This window comes from Nonomuraea sp. NPDC049684 (genome assembly GCF_044465345.1).
Taxonomy (GTDB): Bacteria; Actinomycetota; Actinomycetes; order Streptosporangiales; family Streptosporangiaceae; genus Nonomuraea.
In genome coordinates this window covers 139,374-155,358 of the sequence record NZ_JBITLO010000005.1, presented here as the reverse complement: position 1 = coordinate 155,358, position 15,985 = coordinate 139,374, and the positions used below count along the sequence as shown (strand labels likewise).

The window sequence follows — 15,985 nt, the reverse complement described above, 5'->3', positions numbered from 1 at the left end:
TCCAGGCAGGCCCAGGCCGTACTTCGCCGCCCTGGCATTCGGACCTCAGTCGCGCCCTGCCATGCAAAGTCTTCGCTACGCGCTGAGCCTTCAACCGTCAGCCCAGGCCCTCGCCGCACTGACCATCGTCCTTCCGACTCGGGCCTTCGCCACCGTAGACCTTTGCCCTTCGACCCCAGCCTGTGACCCGCGCCCTGTAGAACCGCCTGCACAGCCGGCCCGCAGTCCGCCCCTGAGCAACCGCCCAATCGGAGCCTGGGCGTCTCACCGCATGACACAGCGGTTGAACGTGCAGAGCCGGGGCTCTGGCCTGCCCTACGACCGAAGCCCCGTGAGCGTGCGGCGCAGAGGCGTCCGTCCCTCATCACACTGCTTGGATGCCATGCCGGGCCTGCGCTGGACCGTCCTGAGCCCTTCGCTTCGGCCGGTCCATGCCGAGTCCCTGCCGCACTAAACCAGGACCTCGCTGAACCGCTCCAGCGGGACCCCTGGACCAGAACTTCGCACCGGCCCGGCCAAATCCTGCGGCCAGCCCTCCGACGTCCCGCGTACATGCGCTGCCGCTCATCGCAGAGCGGCGCAGGCCGTCCGGGCATGCCAGCAGAACGAGGCACCCAGCGCCCTCGTCAGGACATGCGAAAACGTGGTGCGACTCGACAGGGAGGAAGGCATGCCGCAACCGGACATCCCCTCATCCCCGTCTATCGCCCCTAAAACCACACCCGACCAGCTCGAACACGCCCCCAGGGAGACAAGGGACCGATCCAAGCGATGTCAGGTCAGGAACCCGCCCCGTTGGAGGCGGGCCAGCTCATCCGGATGTTCGTCCCCTTGGGGCTGGGGAAGACCTCGACGTCATCGGCCAGACCGGAGATGACGGCGATGCCGAAGCCTGACATGAACGAGTCAGAGAGCATGCCCAGATCCAGCGGCTGCTCCTGCTTGATCTCGTCACTGGGGGCCAGATCGCTGACCGTGACCTCGAAACGCCCGGAGTCGTCACGTAGCTCGATGCGGATGGGCTCGCCCGGGCAGTGAAGTCGATGCGCCTCGACCGCCCGGGAGCATGCCTCACCCACGGCGAGCCTGACTTCGTCCAGCAGCGATTCCTCCACGCCGGTACGACGGGCGATCGCCGTGGCCACCAGCCGGGCGGTCCGCACATGCGCGGGGAGAGCGCTGAACGTCAGCTCGACGGTAGCCATGCTACTTGTCTTTGCCGTGAGCTTCCTTGGCCTCGTCGACGGAAGCGTAAATCCCGAAGACCTTGGTCAGACCGGTGATGCGGAAGATCTTGAGGATGCGCTCCTGGGTGCACACCAGCTCAAGCGAGCCGTCGTGCGCCCGGACCCTCTTGAGCCCTCCGACGAGCACTCCCAGCCCCGTGGAGTCGAGGAAGTCGACCTTCTCCATGTTCACCAGAAGGTGGAAGTTGCCCTTGTTCACCAGGTCGATGAGGAGCTCACGCAATCTCGGCGCCGTGTAGACATCGATCTCACCCTCGACCTCCACGATGGTGAGTCGGTCTTCGGTGCGGTGATCCAACTTCAGATCCACAGATCCTCCAGCGCCTCGCCTGCGAAAGTACTCTTGCGGGCCTGGCAATCTGGAGCGTGGCCCCAGACTGTCCGACCCTGACGCGCGGCATTCAACCACGCGTCTGGCTTGTGTCTATACGAAATCACGATTCCCGGCGACTTTGCCCATCGATGCAAGACTGGAAACAGTGACTTCCTCGGCATCCTCCCCACAACAGGCAGGTCCACTCCTCGCCCACCTGCTCGGAGTTCCCGCACGTCATGAGCGTGTCACCCATGTGGAGCATGTTCCAGCACGTCAGGCGGGTCAAGCCCGTTGGCCGGACTGGGCTCCGGAAGTCCTGGTTACGCGCTTGGCGAACCGTGGAGTTACAGGACTCTGGCCCCACCAGTACGAAGCCGCCGACCTGGCTTTCCGTGGCCGAAACGTGATCATCAGTACGGGAACGGCCTCGGGCAAGTCCCTGGCGTACCTCACGCCGGCGGTCGCATCCTGCCTCGACGGCGGCACCGTCCTGTACCTGACGCCGACCAAGGCCCTGGCCGCCGACCAGCTCCGCGGCCTGCGCGAACTGCGCATCACGCAGGTGCGCGCCGCCTGCTTCGACGGCGACACCCCCTTCGAGGAACGTACGTGGATCCGCCAGCACGCCAACTACGTCCTGACCAATCCGGACATGCTCCACCGCGGCGTCCTGCCCCGGCACGCGCAGTGGTCCTCGTTCTTCCGCCGCCTCCGCATGGTGGTCGTGGACGAGTGCCATGGGTACCGCGGCGTCTTCGGCTCGCACGTGGCCCAGATCCTGCGCCGCCTGCGCCGCGTCTGCGCCCGGTACGGCTCGCGCCCCACGTTCGTGCTCGCCTCGGCCACGGCGAGCGAGCCCGGCGTGTTCGCCATGAGGCTGACGGGGCTTGAGATGGACGAGGTGACCACGGACGCCTCTCCGAAGGGTTCCACGACCATCGCGCTCTGGGAACCGCCTCTGACGGATCTGCGGGGCGAGGGAGGGGCTCCTGTGCGCCGCACGGCCACTGCGGAGACCGCTGACCTCCTCGCGGACCTGGTCCTGGCGAACGTACGGACGCTCGCGTTCGTACGTTCGCGACGCGGCGCCGAGACGGTCGCCCTGTCCGCCCGCGCCAAACTGGCCGACGTCGCCTTCTCCGTCACCGCTCCCTGGCCCCCGCACGCCACGCCCGATACCGCGCCGCACACCACCCCCGAAACCGTGCCGCACACCACCCCCGAAGCCGGGCCTTGGCCTCCGCACACCAGCCCCGAAACCGCGCCCCGGCCCACCCCCGAAACCGCGCCTCCGGACTTCTCCCCCAGCGCCACGCCCCCGACGCTCGCCTCCCCTTCGGCCCCTCAGGAACCCGCGTCCCCCTCCGCAACCGCAACCCCCGGCGCCCAGGACCCACGCCACTCCACCCCGCCGAGCCCGCTCACCTGGGCCATCCCCGACGACGTCCAAGACCTGGCCGCCCTCCCCGACAAGGTCGCCGCCTACCGCGCCGGCTACCTCGCCGAGGACCGCCGCCTCCTGGAGAAGGCCCTGCGCGCCGGCACCCTCATGGGCCTGGCCACCACGAACGCCCTCGAACTCGGCGTGGACGTCTCCGGCCTGGACGCCGTACTGATCGCCGGCTGGCCCGGCACCCGCGCCTCCCTCTGGCAGCAGGCCGGCCGGGCGGGCCGCGACGGCCAGGACGCCTTGGCCGTGCTCATCGCCAGGGACGACCCCCTGGACACCTACCTCGTCCACCACCCGCAGGCCCTGTTCGGACGGCCGGTGGAGGCGATCGTCCTGGACCCGGACAACCCGTACGTCCTGGGCCCCCACCTGTGCGCCGCCGCCGCCGAGATCCCGCTGACGGACGACGACCTGCCCGTCTTCGGCACCACCACCCCCGACGTCCTGGAAGACCTGGTCGCCCGGAACCTCCTGAGACGCCGTCCCGCTGGCTGGTTCTGGACCCGCCGCGAACGCGCCACCGACCTCGCCGACATCAGAGGCGGCGGAGGCGCCCCGATCCAGGTGGTCGAGTCCTCGACCGGCCGCCTGCTCGGCAGCGTGGACGAGCCGTCCGCCCACACCACGGTCCACACCGGCGCGGTCTACATCCACCAGGGCGAGACCTTCCTCGTGGAGACCCTCGACCTGGACGCCGGAGTCGCCCTGGTCGAGGCCGCCAATCCCGACTACTCCACGTTCGCCCGCGACATCACCGACATCTCCATCCTCGCCACCCAGCGCTCCCGCCCACTCGGCCCGGGAACGCTGCACTTCGGCGAGGTGGAGGTGACCAGGCAGGTGGTCTCGTACCTGAAAAGACGCCTGCAGTCCGGCGAGATGCTCGGCGACGAACCCCTCGACCTGCCACCCCGCACCCTCCGCACCCGCGCGGTCTGGTGGACCCTGCCCGCCACGGCGGTCGCGCCGCTCGCGGCGGCGGACATCGACCTCGGCGGCGCGGCGCACGCCGCCGAGCACGCCTCGATCGGCCTGCTCCCCCTGTTCGCCACCTGCGACCGATGGGACATCGGCGGCGTCTCCACCGAACTGCACGCAGACACCGGCCTGCTCACCGTCTTCGTGTACGACGGCCACGAAGGCGGCGCGGGCTTCGCCGAACGCGGCTACGCGCGGGCCACCGACTGGCTGACGGCCACGCGTGAGGCGATCGCGTCCTGCGAGTGCGAGCGCGGGTGCCCGTCCTGCATCCAGTCCCCGAAGTGCGGCAACGGCAACGAGCCCCTGCACAAACGCGGCGCACTCCAACTCCTGGACATCCTCCTCACCCCCGCCCCCACGCCCTAACTGCCACCCTTCTCCGACCGACGCCCCGCAAAAGCCCGCTCTCCGTCGTCGGGGGCCCATAAGTCGCCGACCCCCGGCAGCGGACGCTCCCAGAAGCCCCTGTCCCCCATGCATCCGAGAAACGACTAGGCACCGCCGTCACCGTCGCGCAGCGAATGAATCATGCTCTGCAAGATTCGGAACGCGTCCGACTGCTCGGCGTCGGTCATGCCGGACAGCATTCTGACCTCCACAGACCGGACCGCCGCGCTCGCCTTCTCCAGGCTCCGTCGTCCGCGAGGGGTTAGCCGCGCGGGAAGAGCCTTCCCGACGGGCGCCTCGGCGGGCCTGGTGACGTAGCCGTCTCGTTCCAGGGTCTGGAGCAGGACGTTCATCGACTGCCGGGTCACGAACGCGCCGCGAGCCAGCTCGGAGTTCGACAAGCCGGGCCGTTGAGCCAGCAACTCCAGGCAGGAGTAGTGCGTCACGGTCATCCCGAGCGGTCGCAGCACCTCCTCCATGGCTGCGCGCAGGGCGCTCGAAGCCTCTTTCAGCAGGTAGCCCAGCGATTTGTTCAGGTCGACGCCGGCACCGTGTTGACTCATGTCAGTATTCTGACATACGTTGGGCCATGTCAGAAAACTGACACGAAGACAAGGAGCATCATCATGCCCGTCACCGGCCCCGACTTCATCTCGCTGCAAGCGCGCGACCTCGACGCTTCGCAGGCGTTCTACGAGCAGTACCTCGGCCTCGTCCGCTCGCAGGCCGGGCCTCCGCACGCCGTCGTCTTCGAGACCAAGCCGATCGCGTTCGCGCTCCGCGAGGTCGTTCCCGGCACCGATCTCGCCTCCGTCGCCCAGCCCGGCATCGGTGCCGCGATCTGGCTGCACGCCAGCGACGTCCAGGCCATCCACGACGCCCTCGTCGCCGACGGTCACACCATCGTCTCCGCCCCGATCGACGGCCCCTTCGGCCGCACCTTCACCTTCGCCGACCCCGACGGCTACCAGATCACCCTCCATGACCGCGCCTGAGGCGAGCGCCCTGGTCTTCGGGGCCACCGGGGCACTCGGTCGCCACGTCCTGGACGCGCTGGTCGCTCGGGGAACCAGCCCCGGAACGATCACCGCGGCCGGTCGGAACCGAGCGCGTCTCGCGGAACTTGCTTCCGCCGGGTTCAACACCGCCGCCGTCGACCTGTCGGATTCGGCCGGCGTCGCGGAGCTCGTTGCCAGGCACTCCGACGTCGTGTTGATCTCGGGCAGAGACCCGAGCCGCCTTGCTCAGCACGAGTCGGTCATCAAGGCGGCGAAGAACGCGAATGTCCGACACGTCTACTACACCAGCGGAGTCCGAGCCGACGACGACCGGTTCGAGATCAACGCGGACCACAGAGCGACCGAGGACGCTCTCACCGCTTCCGGCGTGACGTACACGATCCTGCGGAACACCTGGTACATCGAGAACTACATCCAGGCGCTGGCAGGCCCCCGCTTCACCGGCGTCCTCGCCGCGGCGACCGGTGACGCCGTCGTTGCCCCAGCCAGCCGGAAGGACCTGGCTGAGGCGTTGGCCGTCGTCGTCACCACAGGTGGGCACGACAATGTGACCTACAGCCTCTCCGGCGACACGAACTTCACCTACGCCGACATAGCCGAAGCGATGTCGGTCGTGCTGGAGCGCAAGGTCGCCTACCGGCCTGTCACTTCCGAAGAGCTGCAGGTAGCGCTCGTCAACTCGGGGATGGATGGCGAGCTGGCCGGCTTCTTGGCACGTCTCGACGAAACCATCGCCGCCGGGGTCTTCGCTCGGGTCGGTGACGATCTCCCTCGACTCCTCGGCAGGCCAACTACCGGCCTGGTCGAGGGACTGACGGCAGCGTGAGCACCGGGCCGGCGCAGGCGAGTCGGCATCTCGGCTGGCGCCGTCCCTTCTCCCGATCAGCGCGTCTGGATCACGTCGAAGCGGCCGGCGACGCTGTCCGGGGGCCGGATTCGCGTGACACACCCCGAGGCTTGCACGTGTCGGCGGTCGATCACTCGCCCCCTTTGGCGCAGGACAGTGGCCTCATGAACGGCTGCCGCTCCCGGCTGCTACCCAGGTGACATCGTGACCGGCCCCGCCCGAGACCTGCCTGTAAGGGTGTGTGCGCCGGCGATCGGCAAGGTGATCGACAAAGAGGTCCGGACATCCGCGATCTCTCCCGTGATCTCACAAGCCGCCAGCCGGACGCCGTTTCTTCTGGCCAACGCCGCCGCCCTGCCGCAAGCGCCCTCGGGATCGGCGATCGCCGCTCTGGCCGCGGCCAGAGCGCTCAGGTCGGCCGCGCTGTCAACCCGATGACGAGCCACACGAACCGCCCCCACGGAGGCCAACCCTCCGGCAACCGCCATCAGGAGCCCCATGAGGGCCACTCCCCATAAGGTCGCCGACCCTCGTTCCTTGTTTCTGATCATCTTGTCCTCGGAGTGATTGATCGGTGAAGGTTGTCGATTCGCTCGGCTTTGAGGCGCTTCTGCACCTTCCGCGCGAACGATCTCCGTGCCGCGTCGCGGAGTTGTCGGCCCGTCTTGTGGGTAGAAGACGCCGTAGGGGTTGGAGATTTCGCCCCCCGACTGCCAGGAGGACACGAGGGCTCATGTCCTCCTGGCAGATCTCCATTCGGCGGTCACCTGCGTGACGTCACTGTTCTGTGGCGGCTGTCGCCGAGGCCGACACGCGGACGGCCGGCATCGAAGCGCCCCAAGCTGGTCGTACATCTACTGCGATCTCTGCGTGGGTGAATTCTGCGTCTCGGGTGATCTCTATGTGTGCGTCTGGGCGAGTGGCGGAGCGGGCGAGCTCGCGGACCTGGTCCAGCGGCTCACCTCGGGCTGCGGCGCGCACTGCCGCTCGGGCTGCGTCTACACATTCCAGCTGGACGTTCACCGCTTGTACGGCCCAGAGCGCGGCTGCCAGGACGATCATGAGCGCGGGCAGCATGGCGGCCGTCTCGGCCGTCACCGAGCCGCGTGATGCCGACCGTTGCCTGGTGGCGGCGTTCCGCGTCTGGCGGAGGGTCATCCGGTGATCTTGAGCGCTCGGTCTATGAGGGACTTCAGCATCTCCTGCACCTCGGGGCTGCTGACCACCTTGAACAGAAGCGCGGCGAAGGCGCAGGCCGCGATGGTGCCGACCGCGTATTCGGCTGTGGACATGCCGCGCTCTCGGTTCGCGACAGCGCAGGTGATCCACTTCCCCGGGTACCAGCGTGAGCTCTGCCCGGTGGGTCCGCCGGGAGGTGCGGAAGTGGTCGAGGAAACGTGGATGGCTTCCGTCTCGGCGTTGGAGGAGCCGTCGGTTTCGGGAGGCGGCGCGGTGGTGGTCGGATTGGTGGAGGCGCTGGGCCGGGGTGAAGTGGCGTACGCGTGAGCTGGAGTGGGGCTGAGGGTGCCTGGCATGGTGGCGGGACCTTGCATCGTGCCTCCAGGTGGTCGGAGCCGGGTCTTGTCCGGCGGGAGTCCAAGGTTCGCCGAGAAGGCACAGCCGCCGTCGGGCCGAATGGCGTTCTGGGGATTGTCCGCGGGGCGGCCCTCAGGCTGTGGACAACGCCGCCGCCGGCACTCACGGCAGGACGATCGTGGAGGCCAGGCCGGCGATCACCGGGATGATGCCCAGGAGGACGAAGGCCGGCAGGAAGCACAGGCCCAGCGGGGCGACCGCTTTCACGCCCACGGTCCGGGCGGCGGCGAGTGAGGCGGCCTTGGCTGTGTCTCTCGCGTCGTCGGCCAGGCGGGTCAGGACGTCCGCCAGCGGGGCGCCGGTCTGCGCGGCCCGGCTCATGGCTCTCGACAGCTGGCTCAGGGCCGGATCCTTCGCCAGGGTCGCCCAGGTCGGCTCGGGGTCGGCTCCCAGGCGGAGTTGGCTGCCCACCCATGCCAGACGCTGGCCGAGGGGGCCGCCGATCGTGGTCGCGGCCAGGTCGGTGGCGGCGGTCACCGGTTGTCCGGCGAGCAGGCAGGCGGTCATCAGGTCGGCGGCGAAGGGGAGATCGGCGGTGATCTGCTCGCGTTCCTGGCGGGACTGCGGGGGTTCCTTCCTGTGCAGGATCAGGGCGATCACCGGGGCCAGCAGAAGTGCCGCCACGATTCCGGCGAGGCCGCCGACCAGGAGGCCGGTGATCACGCCGGTGACAGCGGCGGTGGTGACGGTTCTGCGGGTCGGGCGGCGGCGGTGGGGGTCCTTCTTGTCGAGCCAGTCGGGCTGGGCGGGGGTGTCCATCGGAGAGGTGGGCGGGCTCGACGGCGGGCCGGGCGAGGGCAGGAGGCGGGTGAGGCGGTCCACGGCGGTGCGTGGGGCCGACCACAAGAAGACGGCGAGGGCGGCACAGAAGGCGGACAGCAGAGGGAGCATCGGGCGGATCCAGTGGTTCAGGTGGGCGTGCATGAGCACGACTGGGACGGGCGTGGACGAGCACGACTCGGACGGGCACAGACGAACACAACCCGAACAGGCGGGGACGAGCACAACCCCGACAGGCCGGGTACGAGCACGGCTCGGCGAGGACGACTCGCCGGATCAGGGCCTACAGGCTTCACTGGAGAGCTGGCCTACAGGTCTCGCATGGGTCTTGGCGACAGGACTCGCATCGGTGCTTGGCTACAGATCTCGCATGGGCGCTTGGCGACAGGACCCGCATGAGTGCCGGGCTATAGGTCTCACCGGAGTCAAAGGCCTACAGACCGTTCGAGGACGGGGGCGGTCAGGGTTGGGCGTTGGTGGCCATGCGGTGGGTCCACCACAGGCCGCAGGCGTCGAGGGCGGTGCCGGACAGGAGGCAGAGCAGGCCCGGCAAGGTGCCGAACAGGAAGCCCAGCGGGTGCATGTTGAGCGCTCCCGCCATGAGCAGACCGAGGACCGGCAGGGCGGCGAGCATCCGGGCTGTCGTGCGGGGCCCGGCCAGTTGGGCGGCGACGTCCTGGCGGTGGGTCTGGGCGGCGCGGAGTGTGCCGCCGACGCGTTCGACCAGCGCGGACATGCCGGCGCCCACGGTGAGGCTGACGTCCCAGCAGGCCGCGAGCCGGCGCAGGCCCTCGCCGCCCTGAGCCGGCGCCGCCGCCGTGAGGGCCGCGGAGACGTCGCCGCCGTCTCGTGCGGCGGCCAGGGCGGGGCGCAGGGCTTCGGGGTCGGGGAAGTCGACTGCCGTGATGGCTCGGGTCAGGGCTTCGCCTGGGGTGCGGCCCGCGGCGAGCTCGGCCGAGAGCGACTGGCACAGCTCTATGGAGGCCCGGCGCCAGGAGTCGGCACGGCGGGTGGGGCCGGGGCGGGTGAGGGTGGCCCGGAGCAGGCGTTGCCATGGGAGACGCCGATGGCGAGCGGTCAGGAGGGCGTGCAGGCGGAGGGCGGGCGTGGCGGGGCCGGTCCACAGCCAGATGGCACAGGCTGTGGACAGGGCCGAGATGAGCGCGGCGGTCATCGTCCGGGGGCCTTCATGATGTCCTGCGCAGCAGGGATTCGTAGCCGGGGCCGGTGTGGGAGGAGCCGTCGGGGGCGAAGGTGAGGGCGGGGAGCGACTCGACGAGGCCGCCGGGGGCTCTGGAGAGCAGGCAGATCTCGGCGACGCGCCTTCGGCCGTCGCTGCGGGTGCGGGTCAGGTGGACGACCATGTCGAGGGCAGCGGCAAGCTGACTGTGCACGGCCTCTCTGGTCAGGCCGGCCGCGCAGCCGAGGGCTTCCAGGCGGGGTGGCACGTCGGCCGCGGCGTTGGCGTGCAGCGTGCCGCAGCCGCCCTCGTGGCCGGTGTTCAGGGCGGCGAGCAGGTCGACGACCTCCGCTCCCCGCACCTCGCCCACCACGAGGCGGTCGGGACGCATGCGCAGCGCCTGGCGCACCAAATCGCGCAGGCCCACCCCGCCCGCTCCTTCGAGGTTGGCCGGGCGAGTTTCCAGGCGCACCACGTGGGGGTGCAGAGGGCGTAGCTCGGCGGAGTCCTCCACCAGCAGGAGGCGTTCGGCCGGGTCGGCCCGGGACAGCAGGGCCGACAGGAGCGTGGTCTTGCCCGTGCCGGTGCCTCCCGTGACGAGGAAGGCCAGCCGGGCGTCGACCGTCGCCGTCAGCACCGGGACGGCCGCCGGGGCGATCGTGCCGGCCGACACCAGGTCGGACAGGGTGAAGGTGCGGCGCGGCGGCAGGCGCAGCGACACGCAGGTGCCGCCGGACGCGATCGGCGGCAGTACGGCGTGCAGCCGGACGCCGCCCGCCAGCCTCGCGTCGACGTACGGGGACGCGTCGTCGAGCCGGCGACCGGCGGCGGCCGCGAGGCGCTGGGCCAGCCTGCGGACCGCCCCGTCGTCGGTGAAGGTGACCGAGGTGCGGCGCAGGCCGCCGCCGTCGTCGATCCACACCTCGCGTGGGCCGTTGACCAGGACGTCGGTGACGTCGGGACGGGCCAGAAGGGGCTCCAGCGGGCCTGCTCCGATCAGGTCGGCGCACAGGGCGCGGGCGACCGCCAGGATCTCGGCGTCTCCGTAGACCGAGCGTTCGGCCCGGAGCGCCACGGCCACCTGGGCCGCCGTCGGCTCGACACCGGCACGCGCCAGGCGGACGCGGACGGCCTCCACGAGCTCCGGCGAGACCTCCTCGGCGGCGCTCATGCCGGAAGCAGGTCGCGGAGAAGGGCGGCGCAGAGGGTGCCGAGCACCGTACGCGGGCCGAGCCTGGGCAGCTCGCCGCGGTTGAGGGTGGCGGTGAGCTTCGGATGGTCGGGCAGGTGGGCGGCGACGGGGATGCCGAGGGACGCCGCGGCCGTCTCCTCGTCGAGGACGCCGGGACGGAGGACGGCCCGCACGTCGGAGGTGTGTTTGCGCAGCTCGCCCAGGACCTGCACGGTGGACAGGATGCCGCGCAGGTCCGCCGTGGTGACCGTCAGGGTCGTGGTCGCCCTGGTGAGCGCTTCCACGGCGGCCGGGTCGAGATGGCGTGGCAGGTCGACGACGATCAGGTCGAAGCCGCGCCGGCCCGCTTCCAGGACCGAGCGCATGGCCTGGGGCGGGATCGCGGCCACCTCGCCTCGGTGGAAGGACAGGACCGCGAGGTCGCCGAACGACGGGAGCGCCGCCTGCAGGGCGCTGGAGCTGATCCTTCCCTCCCTCGCCACCAGGTCGCCCCAGCGGGCGCCCGCCGCCTCCTCGTGGCCGAGCAGCGCGTCGATGCCGCCGCCCAGCGGGTCGGCGTCGACCAGCAGCGTACGGAGGCGGTCGCCCGAGGCGCGCAGGGCCAGGCAGGCGGCGACGACGCTCGCGCCCGCCCCGCCGTGGCCGCCGATGACGCAGGTGACCGCGCCGGATCGGGGTTCGGGCTCCATGGCGTCGGCGAAGCGTTCCACGAGGTGGCGTTCGTCGCCGGGGAGGCGTAGGACGGCCTGGGCGCCCACCGCCACGCATTTTCGCCAGGTGTCGGGGTCGTCGGGGGCGCGGGTCACCAGGAGCACCTGGTCGCGGGCGGGCGGCGAGGTGGCGGAGAGGGCGTCGGCCTGGTCGGGGCCGACGGCGACCATGGGGGCGAGGTTCCAGTGAGGGCGCGCGCCGGCGGGGGTGTGGGCCACGTCGAGCTGGGCGCCGGCGGCGGCCGCGATGCGGACCAGGTCGTCGAGGAGGTCGTGGTCCTCGGTGATGACCAGGGGGCGGTGCACGGGGTCCTCCTCTTGCCGGGGGCGTGGGAGGCCAACCCTGCCGGTGAGGAGGGACGTCGCGAGAGGGCGAACGGGATTCTGTGGACGGCGGCGCGAAGGCGCGTGCGTCCTGTGGACAACCGGTGGGCCCAGGACGACCTGGGCCGGAAAAAGGGCGACCCCCGCCGGGGGGGAGAGCGGGGGTCGCCTGATCGGTCCGGCTCCGGGGGGGTAGAGCCGGTCCCGTTTCAGAAGAAAGCTTTCATCACTTCACCGGAGCATGGCAAGAGAGTTGCAAAGCAATCCCTCACACAGTCGCTCCAGTTTCGGGCGATACCACCGTATGCTGCCCGATCCACTCGAGTTTCGTCGAGCAGTAATCTGGCATTTTCGCCAAGTTTTTTCGCCATCCCATAACGATCACATAAAGGCGATCACTGTCCGTAATCGTCACAGGTAGGTAACGGGTTGGCGTTCGCGGGCGCCGCAACGGAACCCTCCCGGCCGCTCCACGGCTCGGTAAAGGTCTTGCTTTAAGGGGTTCCCATCAGGGGGGATCCGACGTAGAAAGGTGTTACGGACCACTTGTCCGGGTGCATCAGCCGGGCACCCACGCGCGACCAGCCGCGGGAGGCGCGTCGTGACGGGCTTGACCCGCTCCGACGGATTGAGGTGCACGCTTGGTAACCCGGTGTGATGCACCGGCGGACGGCGTCTCGCACGAGACGCCGTCAGCTATGTGACCAGCCCGTCCGTCAGCCCCGCTGCATCGCCTCGCAGATCGCGGTCGTCTCCCGGACCCCCAGGCTTACCGCCGAGGCACAGTGTTGTACCCACTGGCCGACGCCCTCCGGAGTCCCGGTCAGGTACGCCCGCAGCGCCTCCGCGTACGCCAGCTCCAGGTGCCCGATCTCCACGACGACCAGCGATTTCGGGTCGAGCCCGTACTCCACCAGGGTCAGCCGCTCCGCGGAGCGCGCCACGACGCCGTCGCACGTACCGAACGGACGCAGCACCGCCAGCTCGGCGTGCACCACGGCGGCCAGCACGATCGCGGGCGCCTTGCCCGCCCCTTCCAGCAGCCGGAGCAGGGCCTCCATCCGCGTCGCGGTCTCCGCGGCCCCCGGCGCGGGACCGAGCCCGAGCGGGTCGGGGGCGGAGTCGTCCGTGCGGGGACGTCCCAATGCGGGCTGGTCGGCGAGCCCCGCGGCGGCGACGGTGTGCAGGCGGGCCAGCACCTGCCTCGGGGCCTTCCGCCAGGTCGGCCCGAGCCGGCCCATCTCGGCGGACGCCCGCAGCGCCCCCTGGACCAGCGGGTCGTGCACCTCGTCGCGGCGCAGCGCGTCCAGCGGCACGTCGGCGCCCTCGATCGCGGCCGAGGCCCGCGCGCCGCGCAGGGACGACTCGGTGGACACCGCCGGGCTCGCCCGGCGCAGGACGCGGTGCCGATAGAGCCGGTCGACGGCCTGCCGCGCCTCGTCAACCGCCTCGGACACGCCTGGGAACCGCGCGATGACGGCCAATGGGTCACTCACGGAAACCGACCTTACCGGCGGGTACACCATGCCCGGCCAGCGACCACACCGCCGCCGTGAAACGGGCCGCACCATGCCCCACCATCCGCCACGCCGCCGCCGTACGAGGCGCCGTGCCGCGCCCCGCCACGGCTCGCACCATCGCCGCGCAGGGCGCCACGCCACGCGCCGCGGCGGCACCCGGATAACGCCTCACTGCGCCTCCGCCATGGACCGGACCGCCGACGGATTAGGCGCTACGGAGACCCCCGCTTTTTCCCGCCACGCCGAACCGCATATTCTCCTGATTTCAGGATGACAACAGTTCAATTGCGTTTGTCATGCGAGCTGATAATCGTGCGACCACCCACGCGAATCGGTACAGACCTGTCTAGACCTCTTGTGTGGGGAGGCCGTGAGCTGGTGAAGTGGGAGCCGACCTATCCCACCTGGCCATAGAAGGAGCACGAAGTGGCCCCGGAGACCCCTGGCAACGAGACCCAGGCGCTGTCCAACCTGCTGCAGGAGAACCGCCGGTTCGCACCACCGGCTGAGCTGGCCGCGGCCGCGAACGTGACCGCCGCCGCCTACGCCGAGGCCGACGCCGACCGTCTCGCCTTCTGGGAGCGCGCGGCCGAGCGGCTGACCTGGGCCAGGCGGTGGGACACGACGCTGGAGTGGAACGCCCCGTTCGCCAAGTGGTTCGTCGGCGGCGAGCTCAACGTCGCCTACAACTGCGTCGACCGGCACGTCGAGGAGGGACGCGGCGACAAGGTCGCCTACCACTGGGAGGGCGAGCCCGAGGACGACAGCCGCACGCTCACCTACAACGACCTCAAGACCGAGGTCAGCAAGGCCGCCAACGCCCTGCAGGAGCTCGGCGTGGGCAAGGGCGACCGGGTGGCCATCTACATGCCGATGATCCCCGAACTGCCGATCGCGATGCTGGCCTGCGCCCGCATCGGCGCGATCCACTCGGTGGTGTTCGGCGGCTTCTCCGCCGGCGCGCTCAAGAGCCGCATCGACGACGCCGACGCCAAGCTCGTGATCACGGCCGACGGCGGCTACCGCCGCGGCAAGCCGAGCGCCCTCAAGCCCACCGTGGACGAGGCCGTCGCCGAGTGCCCGCAGGTGGAGAACGTGCTCGTCGTACGGCGTACCGGCCAGGACGTCGCGGTGGGCGAGAAGGACGTGTGGTGGCACGACCTGGTCGAGCGCCAGAGTGACCAGCACACCGCCCAGCCCCACGACGCCGAGGACCCGCTGTACATCCTCTACACCAGCGGCACCACCGGCCGGCCCAAGGGCATCCTGCACACGACCGGCGGCTACCTCACCCAGACGGCCTGGACGCACCACGCGGTCTTCGACCTCAAGCCCGAGACCGACATCTACTGGTGCACGGCCGACATCGGCTGGGTCACCGGCCACTCCTACATCGTCTACGGCCCCCTCGCCAACGGCGCGACCAGCGTCATCTACGAGGGCACCCCGGACACCCCGCACCGCGGCCGGTTCTGGGAGATCGTGCAGAAGTACAAGGTCACGATCCTCTACACCGCCCCCACCGCGATCCGGACGTTCATGAAGTGGGGCGACGACATCCCCGCCAAGTTCGACATGTCCAGCCTGCGCGTCCTGGGCTCGGTCGGCGAGCCGATCAACCCCGAGGCCTACGTCTGGTACCGGGAGAACATCGGCCATGACCGCTGCCCGGTCGTGGACACCTGGTGGCAGACGGAGACCGGCGCGATCATGATCAGCCCGCTGCCGGGCGTCACCTCGGCCAAGCCGGGCGCGGCGATGCGGCCGCTGCCGGGCATCAACGCCGACGTGGTCGACGACCAGGGCAACAGCGTGCCCAACGGCGGCGGCGGCTTCCTTGTGGTGCGCGAGCCGTGGCCCGCCATGCTGCGCACGATCTGGGGCGACGACCAGCGCTACATCGACACGTACTGGTCGCGTTTCGAGGGCATGTACTTCCCCGGCGACGGCGCGAAGAAGGACGAGGACGGCGACCTGTGGCTGCTCGGCCGCGTCGACGACGTCATGCTCGTCTCCGGCCACAACATCTCCACCACCGAGGTGGAGAGCGCGCTGGTCAGCCACCCCAAGGTCGCCGAGGCGGCCGTGGTCGGCGCCACCGACCCGGTGACCGGCCAGGCCATCGTGTCGTTCGTGATCCTTCGCGGCAGCGCCGAGGAGAGCGACGACATCGCCGCCGAGCTGCGTGACCACGTGGCCAAGACGCTCGGCCCGATCGCCAAGCCGCGGCAGATCCTGGTCGTGCCCGAGCTGCCGAAGACCCGCTCCGGCAAGATCATGCGCCGCCTCCTGCGCGACGTGGCCGAGAACCGCAGCATCGGCGACGTCACCACGCTGGCCGACAGCACGGTGATGAACCTCATCTCCGAGAAGCTGCCGGCGGCCAAGTCCGAGGACTGATCAGGCCGCACGTCAGCTGAGGCGCATGCCCGAACC

At 70.3% G+C, this 15,985-nt stretch carries 15 protein-coding genes; 4 read left to right on the top strand and 11 right to left on the bottom strand.

Features of this window, described 5'->3' with window-relative positions:
- Nucleotides 1-779: 779 nt before the first annotated feature.
- Together ACIBST_RS17815 and ACIBST_RS17810 are read right to left on the bottom strand one after the other, a co-directional pair.
- On the bottom strand, nucleotides 780-1,205 hold the full coding sequence (locus ACIBST_RS17815; protein ID WP_352357402.1) for an ATP-binding protein: 426 nt from the start codon (nucleotides 1,203-1,205) through the stop codon (nucleotides 780-782).
- 1 nt (nucleotide 1,206) lies between these two features.
- Entirely contained in the window at nucleotides 1,207-1,557 is a 351-nt protein-coding gene (locus ACIBST_RS17810) for an STAS domain-containing protein (protein WP_043629845.1), read from the bottom strand.
- A 409-nt stretch (nucleotides 1,558-1,966) separates the two neighbouring features.
- On the opposite strand from ACIBST_RS17810, the gene ACIBST_RS17805 reads away from it, so the two are divergent.
- Nucleotides 1,967-4,360 (top strand): DEAD/DEAH box helicase, encoded by a 2,394-nt coding sequence (locus ACIBST_RS17805; protein ID WP_397172797.1) that lies wholly within the window; start codon nucleotides 1,967-1,969, stop codon nucleotides 4,358-4,360.
- A gap of 125 nt (nucleotides 4,361-4,485) precedes the next feature.
- Here the strand turns inward: ACIBST_RS17805 and ACIBST_RS17800 are convergent, their stop codons facing one another.
- The gene (locus ACIBST_RS17800) at nucleotides 4,486-4,944 is read right to left on the bottom strand and encodes a MarR family winged helix-turn-helix transcriptional regulator (RefSeq protein ID WP_397172795.1); all 459 of its coding nucleotides are present in this window, start codon (nucleotides 4,942-4,944) and stop codon (nucleotides 4,486-4,488) included.
- Between the two features lie 63 nt (nucleotides 4,945-5,007).
- Between ACIBST_RS17800 and ACIBST_RS17795 the strand changes: the two genes are divergently transcribed.
- Together ACIBST_RS17795 and ACIBST_RS17790 are read left to right on the top strand one after the other, a co-directional pair.
- Nucleotides 5,008-5,376 (top strand): VOC family protein, encoded by a 369-nt coding sequence (locus ACIBST_RS17795; RefSeq protein ID WP_397172793.1) that lies wholly within the window; start codon nucleotides 5,008-5,010, stop codon nucleotides 5,374-5,376.
- A complete protein-coding gene (locus ACIBST_RS17790) occupies nucleotides 5,363-6,226 on the top strand; it encodes an NAD(P)H-binding protein (protein ID WP_397172791.1) in 864 nt (287 codons plus the stop codon). The genes ACIBST_RS17795 and ACIBST_RS17790 overlap by 14 nt, the downstream gene beginning before the upstream one ends.
- Nucleotides 6,227-6,435: 209 nt before the next feature.
- On the opposite strand, the gene ACIBST_RS17785 is transcribed toward ACIBST_RS17790, so the two are convergent.
- The 8 genes from ACIBST_RS17785 to ACIBST_RS17750 form a co-directional block, all read right to left on the bottom strand.
- Complete coding sequence (locus ACIBST_RS17785) at nucleotides 6,436-6,798, bottom strand: Rv3654c family TadE-like protein (RefSeq protein ID WP_397173525.1); 363 nt, start codon at nucleotides 6,796-6,798, stop codon at nucleotides 6,436-6,438.
- Between the two features lie 226 nt (nucleotides 6,799-7,024).
- Nucleotides 7,025-7,309, bottom strand: a complete 285-nt coding sequence (locus ACIBST_RS17780) for a TadE family type IV pilus minor pilin (protein ID WP_397173523.1) — start codon at nucleotides 7,307-7,309, stop codon at nucleotides 7,025-7,027.
- Nucleotides 7,310-7,401: 92 nt separating this feature from the next.
- On the bottom strand, nucleotides 7,402-7,782 hold the full coding sequence (locus ACIBST_RS17775; RefSeq protein WP_397172790.1) for a DUF4244 domain-containing protein: 381 nt from the start codon (nucleotides 7,780-7,782) through the stop codon (nucleotides 7,402-7,404).
- Between the two features lie 163 nt (nucleotides 7,783-7,945).
- On the bottom strand, nucleotides 7,946-8,734 hold the full coding sequence (locus ACIBST_RS17770) for a type II secretion system F family protein (protein WP_397172788.1): 789 nt from the start codon (nucleotides 8,732-8,734) through the stop codon (nucleotides 7,946-7,948).
- A 349-nt stretch (nucleotides 8,735-9,083) separates the two neighbouring features.
- Nucleotides 9,084-9,797, bottom strand: coding sequence for a type II secretion system F family protein (locus ACIBST_RS17765; RefSeq protein ID WP_397172786.1), 714 nt, complete (start codon nucleotides 9,795-9,797; stop codon nucleotides 9,084-9,086).
- A 13-nt stretch (nucleotides 9,798-9,810) separates the two neighbouring features.
- Entirely contained in the window at nucleotides 9,811-10,974 is a 1,164-nt protein-coding gene (locus tag ACIBST_RS17760; protein WP_397172785.1) for a TadA family conjugal transfer-associated ATPase, read from the bottom strand.
- Entirely contained in the window at nucleotides 10,971-12,011 is a 1,041-nt protein-coding gene (gene ssd / locus ACIBST_RS17755; protein ID WP_397172784.1) for a septum site-determining protein Ssd, read from the bottom strand. The genes ACIBST_RS17760 and ssd overlap by 4 nt, the downstream gene beginning before the upstream one ends.
- 734 nt (nucleotides 12,012-12,745) lie before the next feature.
- Nucleotides 12,746-13,525 (bottom strand): oxidoreductase, encoded by a 780-nt coding sequence (locus ACIBST_RS17750; protein WP_397172783.1) that lies wholly within the window; start codon nucleotides 13,523-13,525, stop codon nucleotides 12,746-12,748.
- Between the two features lie 450 nt (nucleotides 13,526-13,975).
- On the opposite strand from ACIBST_RS17750, the gene acs reads away from it, so the two are divergent.
- Nucleotides 13,976-15,949, top strand: coding sequence for an acetate--CoA ligase (gene acs / locus ACIBST_RS17745; RefSeq protein ID WP_397172781.1), 1,974 nt, complete (start codon nucleotides 13,976-13,978; stop codon nucleotides 15,947-15,949).
- The last annotated feature ends 36 nt before the right edge of the window (nucleotides 15,950-15,985 follow it).

Excerpts from the sequence above, each read along its gene's own strand:
- ACIBST_RS17770 (WP_397172788.1), bottom strand. The coding sequence starts at position 8,734 with ATGCTCCCTCTGCTGTCCGCCTTCTGTGCCGCCCTCGCCGTCTTCTTG.
- ACIBST_RS17780 (WP_397173523.1), bottom strand. The coding sequence starts at position 7,309 with ATGATCGTCCTGGCAGCCGCGCTCTGGGCCGTACAAGCGGTGAACGTC.
- ACIBST_RS17790 (WP_397172791.1), top strand. The coding sequence starts at position 5,363 with ATGACCGCGCCTGAGGCGAGCGCCCTGGTCTTCGGGGCCACCGGGGCA.
- ACIBST_RS17785 (WP_397173525.1), bottom strand. The coding sequence starts at position 6,798 with ATGATCAGAAACAAGGAACGAGGGTCGGCGACCTTATGGGGAGTGGCC.
- ACIBST_RS17775 (WP_397172790.1), bottom strand. The coding sequence starts at position 7,782 with ATGCCAGGCACCCTCAGCCCCACTCCAGCTCACGCGTACGCCACTTCA.
- ACIBST_RS17765 (WP_397172786.1), bottom strand. The coding sequence starts at position 9,797 with ATGACCGCCGCGCTCATCTCGGCCCTGTCCACAGCCTGTGCCATCTGG.
- ACIBST_RS17760 (WP_397172785.1), bottom strand. The coding sequence starts at position 10,974 with ATGAGCGCCGCCGAGGAGGTCTCGCCGGAGCTCGTGGAGGCCGTCCGC.
- ACIBST_RS17795 (WP_397172793.1), top strand. The coding sequence starts at position 5,008 with ATGCCCGTCACCGGCCCCGACTTCATCTCGCTGCAAGCGCGCGACCTC.
- ACIBST_RS17800 (WP_397172795.1), bottom strand. The coding sequence starts at position 4,944 with ATGAGTCAACACGGTGCCGGCGTCGACCTGAACAAATCGCTGGGCTAC.
- ACIBST_RS17815 (WP_352357402.1), bottom strand. The coding sequence starts at position 1,205 with ATGGCTACCGTCGAGCTGACGTTCAGCGCTCTCCCCGCGCATGTGCGG.